The following is a 19,284-nucleotide window of genomic DNA, read 5'->3' on the forward strand; positions in this document are numbered from 1 at the left end:
TTCACCACGGAGAAGCCCCGTCTCTCACGTGAGCGACGGGGTTGGGAGGATGGGCTCGAACCTCAGAGTGCACCATCTTTAATTGCGTTCACAAAAGAAATCCAGCCGTTGACTGGGAAGACGAGTGCGGGGCCTTGGGGGTGCTTGCTGTCGCGGACAGGCGTGGCACTGGTGAAGCCGTCGGCGACCTCGACGCAGCTGCCGCCTTGTCCGTCACTGTGGGACGACTTGCGCCAGGTTGCGGAGCTCAGGTCGAGTGCAGCAGTGCTCATGGTGTGGTGTAGTCCTCCGCCGCCGATTTGAGCAGGTCCAGGGACGCCGTCGGCGACAGTGCAGCGGCCCTGACGAGATCGTATGACCTCTGGCATTGCTCTACCAGGGCTGGTTCCTCGATCAGTTGGCCGACGCCGGGCCCTTCCGTATACACGACGGGGGGTGCATCCGGGAACGTCATGATGGATACCAGGCCATTCATGAATGCATCAGCCGCGGCTGTGAATGGGAGCACCTGCACCAGAGCCTCCCGACGGTGCACCATGTCCACGATGTGACGGAGCTGGTGACTCATCACCGCAGGTCCTCCCATAGGCACACGCAGCACTGTCTCGTGGAGAACTGCCCACAGCACGGGCCGTGTTGGTTCATCCAGGATTCGTTGCCGGTCGAGTCGCACACCGACGTACCCCTCGATCACGTCGTCACCGGCGAGAGGCAGAGTGGCTCGCGTGACGGCCCGTGCATACGCCTCCGTCTGCAGCAGCCCCGGCACCAACATCGGCGCGTACTCACTGATCGTCTTCGCCAGCTTCTCCAGCTCCGCCGCGTCCGCGAAGTAGTCCGCATGCTTGGACTTCCGGGCCAGCTTGCACAACCGCTGAAGATGCTCGCCCGAGCCCAGCACCCCGTCCAGCAGCTTCGACAGATCCGGCTGCGGCCGTCGCGTCGCCGACTCGAACTGGCCGATGTACGTGCCCGAGCAGAAGACGCGCTCGCCGAGCTGCTCCTGTGACCAGCCCGCTTCCTCCCGCAGGCGGCGCAGTTCGGCACCGTAGAACGTCCTCGGTGAGGTGTACGGGTCCAGGTGCTTGGGCTGGGTCATGGCCAACGCTCCTACGGCGCAAAGGTCTTGCTGGGTTGATCTCCCTGGTGAGCGTAGTTCCACACGGTCACGCTATGGGTGCGAACAGTGACATTCGCTCCGATCGTGCGAAGGCCGAAAGAAAGGCGCCGCCCTCCATGAACGCATCCCAGAACCAGCACGAGCATCAGACCCAAAGCCAGACCCAGACCCAGAACCCCGACCCGCTCACCGCCACCACCGACGTCGTACGCGACCTGAAGCAGGCCCTCGCCGCCCTCGCGATCACCCTGCCTTCGCTCGGCGTCGACCTCGCCTCCTGCATGGTCACCACGCCCACACCCCGCCCCCTCGTCGAGCTGGGCCGCTGCACCCCGGAAACGGCCCAGCGGCTCACGGCCGCGCTCCGGAAGGCGGAGGGGCCGTGAACGACGTACAGCCGAGCCCGAGCCGGAACCTGGACCTGAATCCGAACCCGGGCCCGGAACCGCAACCACGCCTCGCCCCCGGCACCGTCGTTCGGGACGAGCGGCGCGACCGTATCGGCGAGGTGATGGGAGCTGAGGGGCCGTACCTCCAGCTGCGCCCCCTCGGCGGTGGCCGGGAATGGGACGCCGAGCCCGACCGGGTCCGGCCGGCGACGGCTGCCGAGCGGCTCAGCGCCGCGGTGGCCGCCGCCAACGCGGTCAGCCGGGGCGAGCGGGCGTAGCCGCCGTACACGCTGCACCTGACCAGCCCACACGACTCCGCACCCGGCCGGAGCCGTACGACCGTGCCCCGGCCGGAACCGGCACGACCACGCAACCGCGCGACCGGACCACGGCTACGCGGCGCGGCCACCGCCGTTCCGGCCGGTCCGGTGCTGGTTGGTGACCCAGGCGTCCACGAGTCTGACCCACTCCTCGGGGTCCTGAAGCGGGACGGCCTCACCGTCCAGCTTCGGCGCCGCGGTCGGGTCGACCACCGAGGACAGCAGCCACAGGCCGCGCTGCCCCGGCCCGCCGGCCCGCGCGGTGTCCGAGAGCCGTTGCAGGACGCCCATACCGCTGTACCGGGCCATGACCGCCGCGTCATGGAGCAGCAGCGGACGGCGCTCACGGGAAGCGCCACCGGACGTGGCATCAGCCTTGCCGGACGTGAGCGTGGCCGTCAGCTGCTGCTCGACCGGCCCCCACGCCGCTGCCGTGTACTCGGCGAACTTCAGCGCCCCACGCGAACCGGGCTCGGCGATGTCCGCCTTGAGCAGGGTCTCCCAGGTCGGCTTGGGGCGGGCGGACACCAGGCGATGCAGCGAGCGCAGGTACAGCGCGCTCACGTTCACGGGCTCGGCGGCGAAACGGCCTCGCTGCTCCTGAGGCCGGACCAGCTCGTCCAGTGCCAGCTGGTAGCGGTCCATGCCCGCCGTCAGTACACGGAAGCCGGGCCGCTCCCTGGCGAGCAGCAGCTGATCCTCGGCACGGTCGGCGGCCTGCAGTTCCGGTGTCCGGTTGGCCCAGCGCAGTCCCGCCCGGGTGCCCCGGGTGGGACTGCGCTGGGTGACGACAGATGTCGGGTCCGCGGAGCCCGCGTCGCGCTTCGGATAGAACTTGCCGCGCTTGGTCTTCGGGTCCGTGCGCCACTGCACATCGAAACCGGCCTGGCGCAGCAGCTTGCCCAGCGGGTTGTAGTGATCGGGAAGCGGTGTGCGCAGCTCGGGAAAGCGGGCCTTGACCCGGGCGTGGACGTTCTCGATGGTCAGTCCGTGCTGTTGTTCTTCGGGGGCGCCGGTCAGGGGCTGGATGAGTCCGGCCTGGGTGAGGCGCAGGGCCCGTACGGGCGGCAGATCCCGTGAGTAGATCTCAAGCCGCGCGTTGGCGGCAGCATTGCGGGCAGCGGCGGCGGCCAGCGTGACCATGCGGGTCTCGTCCAGGGCGATACGCAGACGGGGGTGCCGGGCATGGAACGCGTCGCTCGCAGCCGTCACCTGTTCCAGTACGGTGCTGGGGCTGGCCAGAGTCCCGCGGTCCGCCAGGCTCTCCGCGGCCTTGCCGAGCCGGTCCGCGTAGTCAAGGAGGGAGGGACCGGAAGGAGTGTCGGGGCTGTCTGTGTCCTCGTCGACCTCCAGCGCGATGAGCATCACATTGTCGCCGGAATCGCCGTGCCGCCGCCCGCGCAGGCGTCGCGGGGTCATGGCCCAGTCCACTTCGTACGCCGCACGTGCGGCGGCCATTCCCAGGGCCGTACGCACCACGGGGTCGGCCTGCATGGTGCCGCGCTTGGCGACCAGGGTCTCGGCCAGCTCGGCAGCGGACGCGACCCGGCCGAGGTCGGCGAGTACCTCGACGACCTCGTTGCGCAGCTCGACCAGTGCCTGTTCCCTGACCCAGCGTTTGCGCTGGTCGCCGACGATCTGGTTGATCCGGCTCTCGGTGACCTGTTCGCTGGTGAGCGGGGCGACCGACTTGTACAGGGGCCAGTTCGGCAGCCCGTCCGGAAGGCTGCCCTGTTCGTCGGGGAGGCGTAGCAGCAGGCGGATGGCTTCTACCTCGGTCGCGTTGCGTCCCTTGGGGGCGGGCTTCGGCACGAGCAGGGTGACCAGGGCGTCCAGGCTGAGGCGGCGCAGCGGGAGCGTGCTGCCCGCCTCCTGCTGCTCGGCCCTGGCTTCCGCGACCTCGTCCGCCGAGTCGCTGCGCTCCGCTGGGGACAGAGGCGAGGGCTGCCGTGCGTTGAAGGCGATGCGCCACTGCTTCAGGCGGGAGTTGATCTCGTCGCGGGTCCGGGCTCCCAGGCCCGGCTGGTTGACCAGCCGCCGGGTCGAGTAGTCGAGCAGATCTCCGACGGTGTTGAGGCCCAGATTGTTGAGGAAGGAGACGGCCCGCTGGGAGAGACCGGAGACGGCGAGACTGGTCTCCCGCTTTGCCTGCGCGGCGGCTTCCTCCCGCTGGGCGGCCTCGTCGGTGCCTTCGTCGGCGGGCAGTTCCCCGATCGCCTCTTGGTGCTTCGAAGGGCGGCCGACCGCAGGCTGATCGGCGAGAAGGAGGACCCGCTGCCACTCCTTCTGCATTTCCTGCAGATCGGGGAAGCGCTGCCGTACGTCCCGGTGGAGAGCCCGTCGGAAGAACTTCACCAGTCCGTCGCGGAGGGAGGGATCGAAGGCCTCCGCGGCGACCAGCGGGTAGGGCCACTCCTTCGGATCGGTCTGGCGAGGGATGGTCTTGCCGTCGCCCCACACCGGCAGCTCGCCCGAGGCCATCTCATGCAGGGTGACGGCGAGCGCGTACCACTCGGCATGGGCGTCGTACCGGCCGCGGGTGATGATGCCCACGAACGGGTCGAGGTAGCCGTCCGTGCCTGAAGTGATCTGATCGACGGGGGCGTTGGCCAGTGAGAAGTCGAAGAGGACCAGCTGCTTGGTGCCATTGGGGCGGACCCGGATGGCGATGTTGTCCGGCTTGAGGTCGCGGTGCCACACACCCTCGCCGTCGAGGAAGTCGACAGCGGCGAACAGGTAGGTGGAGTACGTCCTCAGCTGGTCCGGCAGCAGCCGGCCTTCCTCCCGCAGCTGGCGGGCCACCGTGCGGTCGCCCGCGTGATCGAGAACCAGCACTGTGCGGGGACCGATGACGACGGGCTCGGGCAGGGCGAGCCGGATCACCTTGGAGTCATTGCGGAGCTGGGCGAGAATCCCCGCCTCGCGGCGCAGTACCTTGGCGTAGTCGTCCTTGCGGGCGATCTTCAGGACGACCTGAGCGCCGTCCCGCTCCGTGTCCTCGGCGAGCACGGCGCGGCTGGTCGAACCCTGCCCGAGACTGCGCCTGATCAGGAAGCGGCCACCGACCAGATCCCCGGGCCGGGCCTCCAGCGGGTCGCTCTCCTCGGCCGGGGCCTCTGAGGGCTCGGATTCGTCCGGTGGCGCCAGATCGAGATCGACGGAGTCGAGCATCTCCAGGAACTCGGCGACCGTACGGGTCCGGCGTGCCGGACTGTAGGCGGTGGCGGACTGGATGAGCTCGTCGACGTAGGTGGAGAGGCCGTCGACCAGGGAAGACGGAGCCAGGCCGTTGCTGTGCTCCAGCCGGGCGATGAGCTCCGCCTGGCTGGATGCGGGTGCCCTGCCGGTGAAGAGCAGATAGCCGAGTACGCCGAGCCCGAACACGTCCAGCGCCACCGGGTCGGGGGCGCGGGCGGTCAGCTCGGGGGCCAGATAGGGGTCGGCGGCTTCGGAGACGTACGCGGCGACATTGTGCGAAGGGACGATCTCGTGCCCGCTGGTCAGAGCCCCGCCCGAGCCGCCTGAGGCGGAGCCCGACGCGCGCCGCACCGCCGTCTGCCACTCTGCGATCTGGAGCTGCGGCCGGAGCCAGCGCTGCTCTTCACTCTCCCCGCGGCCACGCGGGCCGGGAAGGACATGCACGGCACGGGCACACAGGGTGCGGTGGTACAGGCGGTGCCGGTGCGCGAAGTTCAGGGTCTCGGCGAGCTGGCGCAGCAGGCCCGCACGGCTCTGTGCGTCCAGCTTGCCGCCGTACTGGACGAGATAGTCGTCAAGGCGGAGCGTGCGTGGATCATACTTGTAGACCAGCGCCGGGCCGGCGCTGTGGCCGCTCTCGTCGAAGTTCTCCAGAGCGACGAGACCCGGGTGCTCCAGACCCTGCAGGACCTGGGCCTCCCGCTCCGCGGTATGGCTTATCGACAGCCTGGTCTGCTGATCCCCGCCCCGCTCGCGCAGATAGATCCGCACCCGGCGGACCTTGCGCATCGAGTCGTGGTGCCCCAGGTAGTCGGCCCAGTTCGCTCCCGTGTCGAAGGGTTTGCGGTCCAGCCGGTACGTACCGACGTGGAACTCCGCGTCGGAACGGCCGATGCCCACACTCTCCAGGAGCTTGCCCAGGTGCTTGGAGAGCTGCGGATCGATGCCGCTCTTCACATCGTGGGCCGGGCGCTGGATCTCGGCCAGGACACTGGGGAGAGTGCTGTGGCCGTCCTTGCCGAAGACGCCGGCGAGGTCATTGGCAGCGAGGTTGACACGGAGTCCGGGAGCGGTGAAGAAGATGAGCTCCTGGACGTACGGGACCGGGCGGCGGATGCCTGCCCGCTGCATGGCGTCCTTGAGGAGTCCCTTGAGCTCCTTCGCCTTCTGATTGGCCAGGTGCCGAGGGTTGCGGTGCACCCTGGGGTGGCCCTCGGCCGTTGTCTGGACCCAGCTGGCTCCCGAGGACGTGACCGTACCTTGCCAAGCCTTCAATTCGATCAGGAAGAGACCCGCAGGGGCAGCGACCAGTAGATCGACTTCGCGGACGTGGCCGCTGTTCGCGGTGAAGGTGAAGTTGGACCAGGCGCGGTAGGGCTCGTTGTCGGGGAGTCGTTCCTTGAGATACAGCAGACCACCGCGCTCGTGCTGGAACTGCGATTCGGTGATTGTCGTCCACCGGCCGTCGCGCATGGTCGCCTTCCTTTCCTTCCCACAGGCTTTTGCCTGATTGGCCTGATCAGCGCTCCAGAGTATCCGCACCTGCTGACTGGCGGCCCGTGGGCGGGCCTCCGTTGTGGATGACGGGTGGAAGGCGGCAACAGGTCGGTTGCTGTTGTGGTCCGAGGACCAGGCCCGGTCGCGCCGCATAGGGTGAGGACATGCGTTACAAGCTCTCTGAGGTGTTCATCGAAGGGTTCACCTCGATCCGCTCCAGCACGCTCACGCTCGGTGATGTGACCGTGCTGGTCGGTGCCAATGGCGCGGGCAAGAGCAATGTGGTCGGAGCTCTGGAACTTCTCGGGCGGATGGCGGACGAGCAGCTGGCCCTGGAGGTCGGGCTCCGGGGTGGAGCGGGGGCCATGCAGTACGCGGGGCCGCGGGCCGAAGAGGGCATCCGGCTCAGAGTGACTGCGCCTCCGTACCGCTACGAGGCGCATCTGGTGCCTGCCGCCAACGATTCCTTCGTCTTCGCGACGGAGAAGGGCCACTTCCACGAGCCGGGCCATGGACGACCCCTGAACGAGAGCTTCGGGCAAGGTCACCGGGAGTCCCTCCTGCGGGAGAAGGAGATCGAGCAGCTTTCGCGCCTGGCCGGGCCGATGCGGGCGATCCTTGCCGGTTGCCGTGTCTTCCACTTCCAGGACACCAGCAGCAACGCACCCGTCAAGAAACTCGGATACACCGCGGACAACGAGGCACTGCGACCCGACGCGAAGAACCTTGCGGCATTCCTGCTGCGCCTGCATGACAGCGAACCGAAGGCGTACCGCCGGATCGTGCGAGCCGTAAGGACGGTGGCGCCGTTCTTCCGGGACTTCCTGTTGCGCGAGGAGCCGGGGGGAAACATCCGGCTGCGCTGGCTGCAAGAGGGAGTGGATGCCATCTTCCCGGCAGAGGCGCTCTCGGACGGAACCCTCCGTTACATCTGCCTCTGTGTGTTGCTTCTCCAACCGGATCCGCCTGCCCTGCTCACTCTGGACGAGCCGGAGCTGGGGCTGCATCCGTACGCCATCGTGCAACTGGCGGACATGCTGCGCTCCACGGCGACGCGAAGCCAGGTCGTCATCGCCACCCAGTCGGTGACTCTGCTCAACCAGTTCTCCCTGGACGACATCGTCGTGGTGGAGCGGGAAGACAGGGCGACGACCCTGCACCGCCCGAAGCGCGAGGAACTCCGGGACTGGCTGGAGGACTACTCACTCGGTGAGTTGTGGGAGAAGAACGTTCTGGGCGGTCGCCCGGTGCCCGAACTGCCGCTGCGAGGGCGCACGGCATGATCACGGTGGGGGTGCTGTGCGAAGGACAGACGGAGGAGACCATGGTCAGGGATTTCCTGGCCCCTGAACTCTTCAACGCCGGAATCAACCTCGTACCGACCATCCTTCTGACCGGGACGACTGCGGGCGGGTCGTCCGGACGGGGCGGCGTCAGTAAATGGTCGAAGATCGAGAAAGACCTGCGGAATCGGCTGTCCAGCACACCGCACTGGGCTGCTGTGACCATGCTGATCGATTACTACGGACTGCCGCAGGACAGCCCTGGCATGGCGGACCGGCCGAACGGATCGGCGAGGCAGCGCGCGGAGCATGTGGAGCAGCGGATCGCGGAGCGGATCGATCACCCACGGTTCATCCCGTATCTCGTCCTTCATGAGACCGAGACGTGGGTTCTCGCGGCGGCGGAGCACTTGGCGGACTGGTACGACGACCCCGCGCTGGGGGGTGAGCTCAAGAGACAGGTCGACGCGGCGGGTGGACCCGAATATGTGAACGATGGACCGGACACTGCCCCGTCGAAACGGCTCCTGCGTCTGCGCCCAGGGTACCTCAAGACCCAGGACGGCCCGGTGGCGGTTGCAGACCTTGGTTTGCCCGCTTTGCGTGCAGTATGTCCACACTTCGACGCCTGGATCGGCAGACTGCTGGCGCTGACGGGCCAGTGGTGAGGGGCTGCGTTCCGGGGCGTCCGTGTGATGACACGTCCTGACCGTGGTTTCGGATCCTGGCGCATCGCCGAGGTCGTCCTCTTTCGCTCCGACCTGTGCGGGTGACGCCGGAGGACCGGACCACGGTCTGGCGAAGCGGCGCTCGGGCGGAGGCTTGCACCTCCGCAGCAATTGGTGGACGGGCGGTGACGACGATCGGCGCTGGCCGATCTGGGCCCGACGCGGTGGCGGGCGGGATTCGGATGGGTGCTGGCAGGGCGTCAGTCCGCATGGTCCGCATGCTTGATCGTGACTCCCGGGCAGACGATCACCGCAGTCGCAGCGGAGCCGTCGACGTTCCGGTTCATCGTGTGAGCAGCTGAAAGAACACCACGTCGCTGATCTGGGGAGGGGGGAGAGAGTCCGTGCCGGGGCGTGCGCTGTCCAGGGCCTGGTGGCAGGAAGGGGTACGGGCGAACGCCCTCCCCATGCCTACTTCGCGGCTCCGGGATTCACCGATCGCCGTCACGGAGTTCCGGTCCCCGCTGCGGCACCACCCAGGTCGGCCAGGGACGTCGGACGCGGCACCCTGCCACCGGCTCGCCCTGGTCACGGCGCATCACCGCGCCTGCACCACGGAAGTAGCCTGCGGGTTCGGAGCCGTCCGGTGTCGGCCGTGCGCGGTGTCTCGCAGGCTGCGGCGAATCTGGTCGCGATCATTGGGCTGCCGGTTCAGACCGGTCTGTTCGAGTGTGCGTATTCGGTGGGTGTCTGGCCGTAGTGCTTCTTGAAGGCCCGGGTGAAGTGGCTGGTGTCCGCGAACTGCCAGTGGGCGGCGAGTTCCGAGATGCTCGGCCGACCGGACGGCGTGGTGAGCGCGCGCCGGGCCTCTTCCAGCCGTCGGCGGCGGATGTAGGCGGTAGGTGACTCTCCCGATGTGGCGAAGGCCCGTTGGAGGGTGCGGACGGAGACCTTCAGCTCGCGCGCCAGCATGGTGGGGGTGAGCTCGGGGTCGGTGAGACGGCGGTCGGAGAGCTCTTTGGCTGCCTGGGCGAGTGCGGGGGCCAGCAGGGGCTCCGCGTCGTCGAAACGCTGCCAGAACACCGCTTTGGCCAGTTCGATCAGGGTGCTGTGGGCGGCGTGGACGCCGGCCGGGCCGAGGTCGGCGACGGTGGCGTGGACCATGTGCGCGTGGGCGGCCAGGAGGCGCACTTCAGCGGTGTCCGCCGGTCCGGTGATGTTCCGCTTCTTGAGGAGCGGCGCGAGCGGCTCGGCGGGAAGGACGAGGAGTTCCCTCGTGGTGTGCGGCGCCGTCTCGAAGTGAAACGGCCGCCCGATGTGACGGAAGAGGAACTGCCCGGCCGATATGGTCTGTTGGCCGCGATCGGGTGATCCGCCCACCATCCACGTACCGCGCCGGACCACGTGCAGCCATACCTGGTCACCCCCACCCGCGGGTGCCGTGGTCCGGAGGGCGGACGCGGTGTGGATGTCGGTGATCACCACGTCACGCAGCCTGGCGACACGGGCCCTGGCCCGGAGGTCGTCGACCGCGGCCGGACTGAGACTCGGCAGCGGGATGACAGCGCCTACCTGCGTCTCCCACGCGTCGCGGAAGGCGTGGTAGCCCCGCGGTACCGCGCCGGGGACGGTGGAGTCCAGGGAGAACGCCCCACGCGATCCGTCAGCCACCGCTCCGGCACCGTTCCTCACCTTACGACCCGCTTCCGTGCGGCTCTCGATCGTCTATTCATCCTGTGGGGTCTGGTCTCGTTCCCTCCGCTCTCGTTGCACGGGCCGGCGGAGGAGAAGCCGCGGGTCGCGGCCGGGGTGCGGGGGCTGAACAGGGGACAGTGTGCTCTTGTCCCTTTCCGGGGAGGGCAGTTGGACCGTATCCGGTTCTGTGAAGGGTGACGGTGCGGAGCCTGCGGCCGGTTTCACCGTTGGCAACTGTTGCCGCATGCCTGCGAACGGATTGCGCCAGAAACGGGCACGGGGGGTGCGCCAGTTGTAGCGCAGGGCCAGGAGCCGCAGTCCGAAGGCGAACAGCGAGGTGCCGATGGCGGTGCCGACGTTCAGCAGCCCGGTGTAGTACAGCAGCGCGGTCGAGATGGCGCCCGCGAGGGCGGGCAGTGCGTACAGGTCACGGTTCCAGCGGAGCAGCGCCGGCTGTTCCAGCGCCAGGAGATGAGCGAGCACGCCGCCGCCGACGGCGCTGGCGCAGCCGAGCGTGACCGCGGCGGGAATGTTGAAGCCATGGGCGAGAGCCTTGATCGTGCCGGTGACGCTGAAGAGCCCGAGCGCCGCCGCGTCGGAGACGTCGAACAGCCTGCCCTCGGCCACTTTCTCGTCATGGCGCAGCCGGTGACCGAAGTACACGATCGCCGCTGCGGCGCAGGGCGTGAAGAAGTAGCCGAGATCGGTGAAGGCGACGGGGGTGACCCTGAGCACCAGGTCGCGGAAGAGGCCGCCGCCAAGGCCCGCGGCCTCGCTGAGGATGACTGTCCCGAAGATGTCGAAGTCCTTGCGTACCGCGAGAAATGCCCCCGAGAGGGCGAAGGCGAAGATACCGAAGAGATCCATCACATACTGGACGGCTCCGCTCAGTTCCTCTATCGGCATCGGACAGGGCCTTTCTGAAGGTCGGTGAGGAGGTGGGCTCTGAAGGCGCTGGGCATGGCAACGATGTCGCGGGCGGTTCCGTGGTGTTGTCCGCGTGGAGGTTGCCTGGTGCGGCGTCTTGTCCGTCGGGCGGTCGCCATGTGCGTGAAGGGGGGTGCTTCTGCCGGGGCAGCGCCTGGGCCTGCTGTCGGGTGCCGTGAAACGCCGTGCGCCACGGCGTCGGCGTCGCAGGTATCGCCGCAGTCTAGTCAGACGTTTTTGGCACCGGGCCTGTTCCTGGTGGTGCTGCGCGGCAGTTCACCTGCAGTTGTTCCTCTGGGGCATTCCAGTGGCGCGCATATTCCACACGGATGACGCTGTGGTTCAAGCGTGTGCGGCGCACCCCTGCCTAGGCTGCGACGGGTACCAGCCGCCCGGCCTGCTCGGCGCCCGGCACATACCTGGCCTGACCAGCCACCACCACGAGGACCACCAGATGAAGCACGTGCCTCCGCCACGATCCACAGCCGGTCCTTCCTCGGCGAGACGGCGGTTCGCCTCCATGGGGGCGCCGGCTTCATTCACAGCTCGTCAGCCCTCCCCTGACTCCGGTGGCGAGATACCGCAGGTCGACGGAGCGGCCGGCTCGGGAAATCCACTCGGATCGAATGCCTTCTGAATCGCGGCACGTGACGCCTGCCTCCGTGGGCATCACCGACCGGTGCCTCGCCAGTACTCCAGGATCACCGACATGACGCAGCGGGCACAGTCCCCCGACACCTGGTTCTATCCGCCCGAACTCAAGAACGACCTCAGGAATACCGGGCTGCCGCAGGAGATGGCGGACGAGACGCTTGCCTGTGCCTGGGAGTACGTCCGCTGCATCGTGCCGGAATTCACCGACTGGGACCGCTACCTCGCCCTGGTCCGGATCATCGCCGTCGCCACCCTCGCGGAAGTCCGCGGCTCCCTCGTCGACGTCACCGCCGGCGATCACCTGCTCGGCTACGACCTCGACGAACTCCTCGACACCCTCTTCTCCGGCACCCCCGGCCACCGGGACATGGCCCGTGAGTGCCGGGCCAACCTGCTCATCAGCGCGGAGAAGTCGAGCGGCAGACACGGATCGGAGCTGTTCCGCCGCTACGCGCACGCAGCGGCCCGGTCTCCGCGCGACTGGATCCGGATACGTGACTGCGACGCTCTGGCGCGGTTCACCATCGCCGGAGCGCTCGCCTGCAACGGCCTGCGCGACGCATGGTTCAGCGAGGACGAGTTCCGTGTCCTCGCGGGCCTCGGCGACACCCTCTACGACGCGGTTGCCTACTACAAGCACCGAGCCGAAGGAGAAACCAACAACACGTTCGCCTACGCCGGTGTCGAACTGCGCGACGACTGCTTCCGCCGGTACCGGGAGCTTCTTTGGGCGCTCGACGCGACGACGGCGCACGAGCCGAGATTCCGGGTGGCCATCAACTTCCTGCGCCCGTTCGGCGGTCCGATCCACATGATGATGCGGCGCTACCGCTTCACCGATGACGGCCTCACCATCGGCCTGCCGGAGACCGAACGCGTCGTGCACCAGACGCGACAGAACTACAAGCTCTGGTATCGCAACGACGCACGGGACAACACCCAAGGCCCGCGCTATGCGGACGTGATCGCCCAGGAGGAGCGCATCCTGTTCCCCGGGTTCCGCGCCATGCTGGAGAACTCCCGCACGCCCCCTTGCGATCGATGCCGCTACCGGGATTCCTACGCAGCCGAAGGATCCGGCAAGTTCGGGGGTGTGGAGCTCTGCGACGACTGCCGCCACGAGTGGCGGATCTACCTCACCGACTTCCCGGACAGAGCCGCCGAGGTCCTGCTGCTGCCGTCATGACGCCGCGACGAGGCGCCCCGCCTGAGCCTTCGCCATCGTGTGACGGGGATGGGCCGGCGCCGCGTCGGTTCCTCCGCCGCGCTGTCCGGAGCCGTCCATGCTCCCCTCGAAGCCGATGGACCGTCACCGGCCCAACCCGCCTGTTGTCAGACGCCGTTGGTAGAACTACCGCGCATCCCCCGTGACCCGTCGTATCGCAGGAGCAGCACGAATGAGAACCCAAGACCACCATCTTGAGGAGCTGTACGGTCTCCCCGCTCTCACCTTCCCCGGGCCCGGTGAGACGGCAAGGCCGACTCAGCCCGACGCCGTGGCCTGGCGGATCGGCCACAAGAGGTGGGAAGCCACGGAGACATGGGAGGACGCCTTCGCCCGCTTCTGTGCCGAAGTCGACATCACACGGGTCCGTGCCCTGATCATCGGCTGCTGGGAGGACCCGGAAGACACCGATCCCTCCGAGGTCGTCGAAGCGCTGCTGGCCGTACGCGACCGGCTGCCCGCGCTGCGGTCCGTATTCCTCGGGGACATCACGGACGAGGAGTGCAAGCTCTCCCGCATCAGCCAGACCGACGTCACACCGCTGTTGGCGGGCTTTCCCGCACTGGAGGAATTCCATGTGCGTGCGGGAGAGGGCACCAGCATGGGAGAAACCCTGAGACTGAGGTTTCCCGCCCTGCGTCATGACGCGCTCCGCAGGCTGACCGTGCAAAGCAGCGGTCTGCCGGCTGACGTCGTACGCGGGGTGGGGGCGAGCGAACTGCCCGCGCTGGAGCACCTTGAACTGTGGCTGGGCGGCTCGGACGACGGTGCGGACTGCGCGGCGGCCGACCTGGAGCCGATTCTGTCCGGTGCCCGGTTGCCCCGCCTGCGGCATCTGGCCCTGCGCAACAGCGACATCCAGGACGAGGTCGCCGTCGCGGTGGCGACGGCCCCGGTGGTCGCGCGGCTGGAAGTGCTCGACCTGTCCATGGGCACCCTGGGCGACGACGGCGCCGCCGCCCTCCTCGACGGCCCGCAGTTGACCCACCTCAAGAAGCTGGACCTGCACCACAACTATCTCAGCGAGCCCCTTCGGCGGCGCATACGCCAGGCGCTCGAACCCGCGGGTGTCGAGGTGGACCTCGACTCGGCCGACGCAGAGTCCAGCGAAGAGGACGACGGCACCGTCCTGCGGCACATATCTGTGGGACCGCTCAGCTACTGAACCCTCTCCGACGTCGCCAGGGCCGCCGATGTCGACCCGCCGGCACGAAATCCAAGGGCCGTCCCGTTGATTCGAGTGCTCCTGCACACTTCCGGGGAACGGTCGTCATGAACAACCGACCGGCTGCCCGCGGCCCCGCGAGTGGGCGGCTACGGGGTGGGCAGGTCTTCCACCAGGAGGGTTTGGAGTTGGGGCATGGTGGGGGAGGTCATCGCGGCCAGGCGGCGGGCCTGGCGGGTGGCCATCTGTTCGACGGTCTGGCGGGCCAGCCGTGCGTTGCCGAAGGAGCGGTCCCTGGGCTGGGCCTCGAAGAACGCGAGCAGGGCCTGCGGGACGTCGGGGGCGCACTCGAAGCCGGAGGCGGCGGCGTGCTGCTGGACGATGGTGACCAGTTCCTCCGAGCTGTAGTCGGGGAACTCGACGTGCCGTGAGAAACGGGAGGCCAGACCGGGGTTGGAGGCCAGGAAGCGGTGCATCTCGTCGGTGTAGCCGGCCACGATCACCACGACGTCCTCGCGGTGGTCCTCCATCAGCTTCAGCAGCGTGTCCACGGCCTCCCGCCCGAAGTCCGCGGGCGACCCGGGCGGCGTGAGGGTGTACGCCTCGTCGATGAACAGCACGCCGCCGAGCGCCTTTTCGAAGACCTCCTGGGTGAGCTGGGCGGTGTGCCCCACATAGCGTCCGACGAGGTCGGCGCGGGCCACCTCGACGAGTTGGCCGCGGGGCAGCACGTCCAGCGAGCGCAGCAGCTTCCCGTACAGCCGGGCCACCGTGGTCTTGCCGGTGCCGGGCGGTCCCGCGAACACCAGATGCCGGTTGATACGGGAGGCGGGCAGCCCGGCGGCCTGCCGTTGCCGGGACGCCGACAGCAGGTTGATCATGTCGGTGACCTCGTGCTTGACGGTGTCGAGGCCGACCATCGCGTTGAGTTCGTCCAGCGGTGAGGTGGCCCGATGGCCGGACGAGGCGGCCCTGACGGCGGCTGCCGCGGCCTCGCCGACGTCCTCGGGCAGCAGCACCGTCAGATCCTGTTCCCCGGCCTCCGGGAGCGAGGCCAGCCGGAACGCCTGCCGGTCCACCATCTCCTCGAACACCTGCCGGGCCACCCGGCCGTTGCCGAAGTTGGGGCCCCGGTGCATGTCGGCGAAGTGCGTGGCGAGCGCGTCCCTGGTGTCGGGGGCGAGTTCGTAACGGTGCCGCTCGCACAGGCTCTCCACGATGGTCACCAGCTCGTCGACCGTGTAGTTGACGAACTCGATGGTGCGCGCGAAACGGGAGGCAAGGCCGGGGTTGACGGCGAGGAAGGAGTCCATCTCCTTGGAGTAGCCGGCCGCGATCACCACCACGTCGTCGCGGTGGTCCTCCATCAGCTTGACCAGGGTGTCCACGGCCTCACGGCCGAAGTCGGCACCGGAGTTCTTGCTGTCGGAGGCCAACGTGTACGCCTCGTCGATGAACAGCACGCCGCCGAGCGCCCGGTTGAACGTCTCGGTGGTCTTGATCGCCGTACCGCCGACGACCTGGGCGACGAGGTCGGCCCGGGAGACCTCCACGAGGTGGCCGGAGCGCAGCCCGCCCAACTCGGCCAGGATCGAGCCGTACAGGCGGGCGACCGTGGTCTTGCCGGTGCCGGGGGCGCCCGCGAAGATCAGGTGCCTGCTCATCGGCGGGGCCGGCATGCCGAGGCTGGCCCGGCGCTGGGCCAGCCGGGTCAGATTGACCAGGCTCTTGACCTGGTGCTTGACCCCTTCCAGCCCGACCAGGGCCTCCAACTCCTCGACGGGGCCCTGCGGTTCGGCGGGCCCGTCGTCCTTGACGGCCGGACCGGCAGGGTCCGCGGGGTCCGCGGGGGCCGGTGGCGGTGCGCCGTCCCAGGCGTCCCGGGCGCCGTTCGCCACACTGGACAGCCGGTCCACGGTGAGCATGCCGTCCCGTGCGGTCTGCCGCAGCCCGGCGCCCCGGTTGTCGCTGACCGTGCAGTCACGCACGGAGACCCGTTCGGTGGTCTCGACCCGGATGCCGTCGGCCTGACCGCTGGAGACCTCGCAGTCGCCCAGCGCGGCCCGCGCCCCGGCGGCCAGCAGCACGCCGTGCGACCCGGAGGAGGTGATCCGGTTGCGGACGAGGGACACCTCGCCGCCTTCCTCGACCCGGACGCCCTCCGCCGCGCTGCCGTCCACGACGGTGTCGCGGAGATCGGCCAGGCCACCCCGGGCGACGAGGACACCGGGCCCCGCGGCGTCCGACAGACTGCTGTTGCCGAGGTGCGGGCGGCCGTCGTCGGCGACCCGCAGGGCGGCGCCGCCCGCCTTCTCGACCACGCAGTCCTCCAGCCGGCCGCGTCCCCCCTTGACGACCTCCACGCCGTGGCCGCCGGCCGCCACCACGCGGGCCCGCCGGATCAGCGGGTTGGCCCCGGAGAACACGGAGATGCCGACACCGGCGGCCGACGTCACCTCAAGCCGGTCGAACTCGGCCGCCGACTCCCCGGTCAGCAGCACCGCGGACGCCGCCGAGCAGTCCCGTACCACGGTCCGGGTCAGCATCGGCGCCGCGCTCTCGGTGGCCAGCACGGCGGGTCCCGCGCAGTCGGTGAACGCGCAGTCCTCGTACGTCCCCCGGGCCCGCCCGGTGACGGCCAGGCCGCTGCCCTTGGTACGGCTCACCCGGCAGTGCCGCAGCACGGGTTCGGCGCCCGAGGAGACCAGGATGCCGTGCTCGGCGGTGGCCAGGACGTCGAGTTCGGTCAGTTCCGGGCGAAAGGCGCTGGTCACCAGGGCGCCGATCGCGAGGTCGTGCACCCGGGTACGGAGCACCCGGGTGGCGCTGTGCTGCTCCAGCGCGATACCGGGCTTGTCGGTGGCGGAGATGTCGCAGTCCTCGACCGCTCCGCGGGCCTGGCCGTTGGCGAGGACGCCATTGCCGCGGGTGTCCCGCATCGTGCAGCCCCGTACGGTGGTGCGGGCGTTCTCGCTGATGACGACGGCGGAGCTGCCGAGGTTCTCCAGTACGCAGTCGGCGACGACGCTCTCCTCGGACGAGGTGTCGACGACGCCGGCGCCCTCCGGGTTGGTGATCCGGCAGCCGCGCATGGCCAGCGAGCCGGTGTTGCGGCTGAGCACCGCGGTCCAGCCGGTGCCGGCGATGTCGCATCCGTCGAGGGCGACCTGGCCCTGGAAGGCGTCCACGACCGGGACGTCGTCGCCGTCCGGGCCGCGCAGCACCAGATCGGTGAGCATCACGGCGTCGGCCGCCAGGGTCACGGCGGAGCCGGAGCGGGGCGCGATCTCCACGCTGCCGCGCGAGCCTTCGGCGACGATGGTGACCCGCCGGGAGATCCGCAGGTTCTCCTCGTACCGCCCCGGCAGGACGCTGATCACCGCGCCCGTACGGGCCTTAGCCAGGGCTTCGCTTATCGTTCGGAAGCTGTCCGGCCCATCGGGCCTTTCGGGACCGACCGAGAGCAGCTGGCGTGCCACGCTCGAATCTCCTCCTCGTCAGCGACGTCAGGGCGACGGCGGTCAGGTGGGGCGACAGGGGACAAGTAAACAGACTGTAGGACCGGGCGGTGAACAGCAGGCGGCGGCAGGGCGTCGCCGGGACCGCGGCGGATCCTCCCCGGGGGCGGTGCGGGTCGTGGTGCTGGGATCATCATGCCCGTTCGAACGTCAGCCCGGGCGCGCCGGGGGCGTCCCCTTATCATGCGCCTCATGAGGCAACCCCGGTTTCTCCGGTCCCCACGGCTTCCCCAACCCCCCTGCCCCCGCTTCCACTTCAGGCTGTCCGCGGGGCTGGGGGCGCTGGCGGCGACGGCGGCGTGCGCCCTGTACGCCCCGGCGCCCGCCATGGCCGCCTCCCCCTCTCCCGGCCCCTCGTCCGCGGCGTCCGCGGGCGGCGGCACCGGCCGGACGAGCCTGCCGACGATCCCGCTCACCCTCGGCGACGACGACCCCTGCACCGCCGCCTCGAACCGTACGGCGCAGGCCGCGACCTGGGCCCAGCGGAGTCTGTCGCTGCCCCACGCATGGCAGCTGTCCCGAGGCACCGGCATCACCGTGGCGGTGGTGGACACCGGGGTGTCGGGCAAGGCGGCGGCGCTGTCCGGGCGGGTCACCGCCGTCGGGGACGCCGCCGACGACTGCGTGGGGCACGGCACCCTCGTCGCCGGCCTCGTCGCCGCCGCGCAGACCGATGGCACCGACATCCACGGAGTGGCACCGGGCGCCCGGGTGCTCGCCGTGCGCGGCACCGACGAGCGGGGCGACGCCGACGCCGAGCGGGTTGCCGAGGGCATCCGCGCGTCCGTCGACAACGGCGCCCAAGTCGTCACCGTGTCCGCGGCGTTGACCACCGGCCAGGCCGAACTGACGGCCGCCGTCCGGTACGCCACCGATCACCAGGTCCTCGTCGTCGCCGCCGCGGCGCCCGACATCGAGCCCCGGGACGGCGAGGGCGCCGCGCGGTACTGGCCGGCGTCCGCGCCCGGCGCCCTGTCGGTGGTCGGCGTGACGGCCGACGGCGCCCCGCTGGACAGCGCCGCCGGTCTCGCCGGGGCGGACCTCGCCGCCCCCGGCGGCCCGGTGGTCGGCATCGGGCCGCGCGGCTCCGGGCACTACATCGCCGCGGGTTCCTCCACGGCCGCCGCGTTCGCCGCCGGGGCCGCGGCCCTGGTGCGCGCCTACCACCCCGACCTGACCGCCGCCGAGACCGCCGAGCGGCTGACCGCATCCGCCGCCCCGACCGGGGGCGCGCCCCGGCTCGACCCGTACGCGGCGGTCTCCATGGTCCCGCCCGGCTCCGGCCCACCCGCGGCCCCGCCGAGCACGGCCCCGCTGCACCTGCCCGAAGTGTCCACCGCCCCCCGTGACCGGGCACTCCTGTCCGCCGGTGCCATGGCGATCCTGGTCCTGCTGGTGGCCGCGGCGGCGACAGTGATCCCCCGCGGCCAAGCCCGAGGCTGGCGCCCACCCCCCTGACGCACCTGCGGTTGCGTACGGCGGTGGCTGTTGCTTGCCCGTGTCTGCGGGTGCCGCTGCGCCCACCCGTGCCGCCCCAGCGGCACGCCTGCCCGCAGCTATGCGGCCCGGTCAGCGGTCGCGCCCCGCAGGGGCGCGGGGAACTGCGCGAGCAACCACGACGGGCC

General features: G+C 69.7%; 12 protein-coding genes and 1 pseudogene. 7 read left to right on the plus strand and 6 right to left on the minus strand.

Annotated features, from left to right (window positions below; genetic code table 11):
• Positions 1-62 precede the first annotated feature (62 nt).
• Together AC27LF_RS07810 and AC27LF_RS07815 are read right to left on the minus strand one after the other, a co-directional pair.
• Positions 63-272, minus strand: a complete 210-nt coding sequence (locus AC27LF_RS07810) for a DUF397 domain-containing protein (protein WP_479656336.1) — start codon at positions 270-272, stop codon at positions 63-65.
• Positions 269-1,099, minus strand: coding sequence for a helix-turn-helix domain-containing protein (locus AC27LF_RS07815; protein ID WP_479656335.1), 831 nt, complete (start codon positions 1,097-1,099; stop codon positions 269-271). Before AC27LF_RS07815 ends, AC27LF_RS07810 begins: the two co-directional genes overlap by 4 nt.
• Before the next feature lie 137 nt (positions 1,100-1,236).
• On the opposite strand from AC27LF_RS07815, the gene AC27LF_RS07820 reads away from it, so the two are divergent.
• Both AC27LF_RS07820 and AC27LF_RS07825 read left to right on the plus strand, forming a co-directional pair.
• Positions 1,237-1,506: a hypothetical protein gene (locus AC27LF_RS07820; RefSeq protein ID WP_479656334.1), complete on the plus strand. Its 270-nt coding sequence runs from the start codon at positions 1,237-1,239 to the stop codon at positions 1,504-1,506.
• A complete protein-coding gene (locus AC27LF_RS07825) occupies positions 1,503-1,787 on the plus strand; it encodes a hypothetical protein (protein ID WP_479656333.1) in 285 nt (94 codons plus the stop codon). The genes AC27LF_RS07820 and AC27LF_RS07825 overlap by 4 nt, the downstream gene beginning before the upstream one ends.
• 114 nt (positions 1,788-1,901) lie before the next feature.
• Here AC27LF_RS07825 and pglW read toward each other — a convergent pair whose 3' ends face one another.
• Positions 1,902-6,500 (minus strand): BREX system serine/threonine kinase PglW, encoded by a 4,599-nt coding sequence (gene pglW, locus AC27LF_RS07830; RefSeq protein WP_479656332.1) that lies wholly within the window; start codon positions 6,498-6,500, stop codon positions 1,902-1,904.
• 188 nt (positions 6,501-6,688) lie between these two features.
• On the opposite strand from pglW, the gene AC27LF_RS07835 reads away from it, so the two are divergent.
• Positions 6,689-7,807 (plus strand): AAA family ATPase, encoded by a 1,119-nt coding sequence (locus tag AC27LF_RS07835; protein ID WP_479656331.1) that lies wholly within the window; start codon positions 6,689-6,691, stop codon positions 7,805-7,807.
• Entirely contained in the window at positions 7,804-8,475 is a 672-nt protein-coding gene (locus AC27LF_RS07840; protein WP_479656330.1) for a DUF4276 family protein, read from the plus strand. The genes AC27LF_RS07835 and AC27LF_RS07840 overlap by 4 nt, the downstream gene beginning before the upstream one ends.
• A 711-nt stretch (positions 8,476-9,186) precedes the next feature.
• Here AC27LF_RS07840 and AC27LF_RS07845 read toward each other — a convergent pair.
• Together AC27LF_RS07845 and AC27LF_RS07850 are read right to left on the minus strand one after the other, a co-directional pair.
• On the minus strand, positions 9,187-10,146 hold the full coding sequence (locus tag AC27LF_RS07845) for a helix-turn-helix domain-containing protein (protein WP_479656329.1): 960 nt from the start codon (positions 10,144-10,146) through the stop codon (positions 9,187-9,189).
• 297 nt (positions 10,147-10,443) lie between these two features.
• Positions 10,444-11,076: pseudogene (locus tag AC27LF_RS07850) on the minus strand (trimeric intracellular cation channel family protein); the annotation flags it as partial.
• 730 nt (positions 11,077-11,806) lie between these two features.
• On the opposite strand from AC27LF_RS07850, the gene AC27LF_RS07855 reads away from it, so the two are divergent.
• Complete coding sequence (locus AC27LF_RS07855; protein ID WP_479656328.1) at positions 11,807-12,937, plus strand: hypothetical protein; 1,131 nt, start codon at positions 11,807-11,809, stop codon at positions 12,935-12,937.
• Between the two features lie 211 nt (positions 12,938-13,148).
• Positions 13,149-14,141: an STM4015 family protein gene (locus tag AC27LF_RS07860; RefSeq protein WP_479656327.1), complete on the plus strand. Its 993-nt coding sequence runs from the start codon at positions 13,149-13,151 to the stop codon at positions 14,139-14,141.
• A 149-nt stretch (positions 14,142-14,290) separates the two neighbouring features.
• Here AC27LF_RS07860 and AC27LF_RS07865 read toward each other — a convergent pair whose 3' ends face one another.
• Positions 14,291-17,620 (minus strand): right-handed parallel beta-helix repeat-containing protein, encoded by a 3,330-nt coding sequence (locus tag AC27LF_RS07865; RefSeq protein WP_479656326.1) that lies wholly within the window; start codon positions 17,618-17,620, stop codon positions 14,291-14,293.
• Positions 17,621-17,851: 231 nt separating this feature from the next.
• On the opposite strand from AC27LF_RS07865, the gene AC27LF_RS07870 reads away from it, so the two are divergent.
• Positions 17,852-19,117 (plus strand): S8 family serine peptidase, encoded by a 1,266-nt coding sequence (locus AC27LF_RS07870; RefSeq protein ID WP_479656325.1) that lies wholly within the window; start codon positions 17,852-17,854, stop codon positions 19,115-19,117.
• Positions 19,118-19,284 lie beyond the last annotated feature (167 nt).

This window comes from Streptomyces diversicolor, assembly GCF_057537855.1.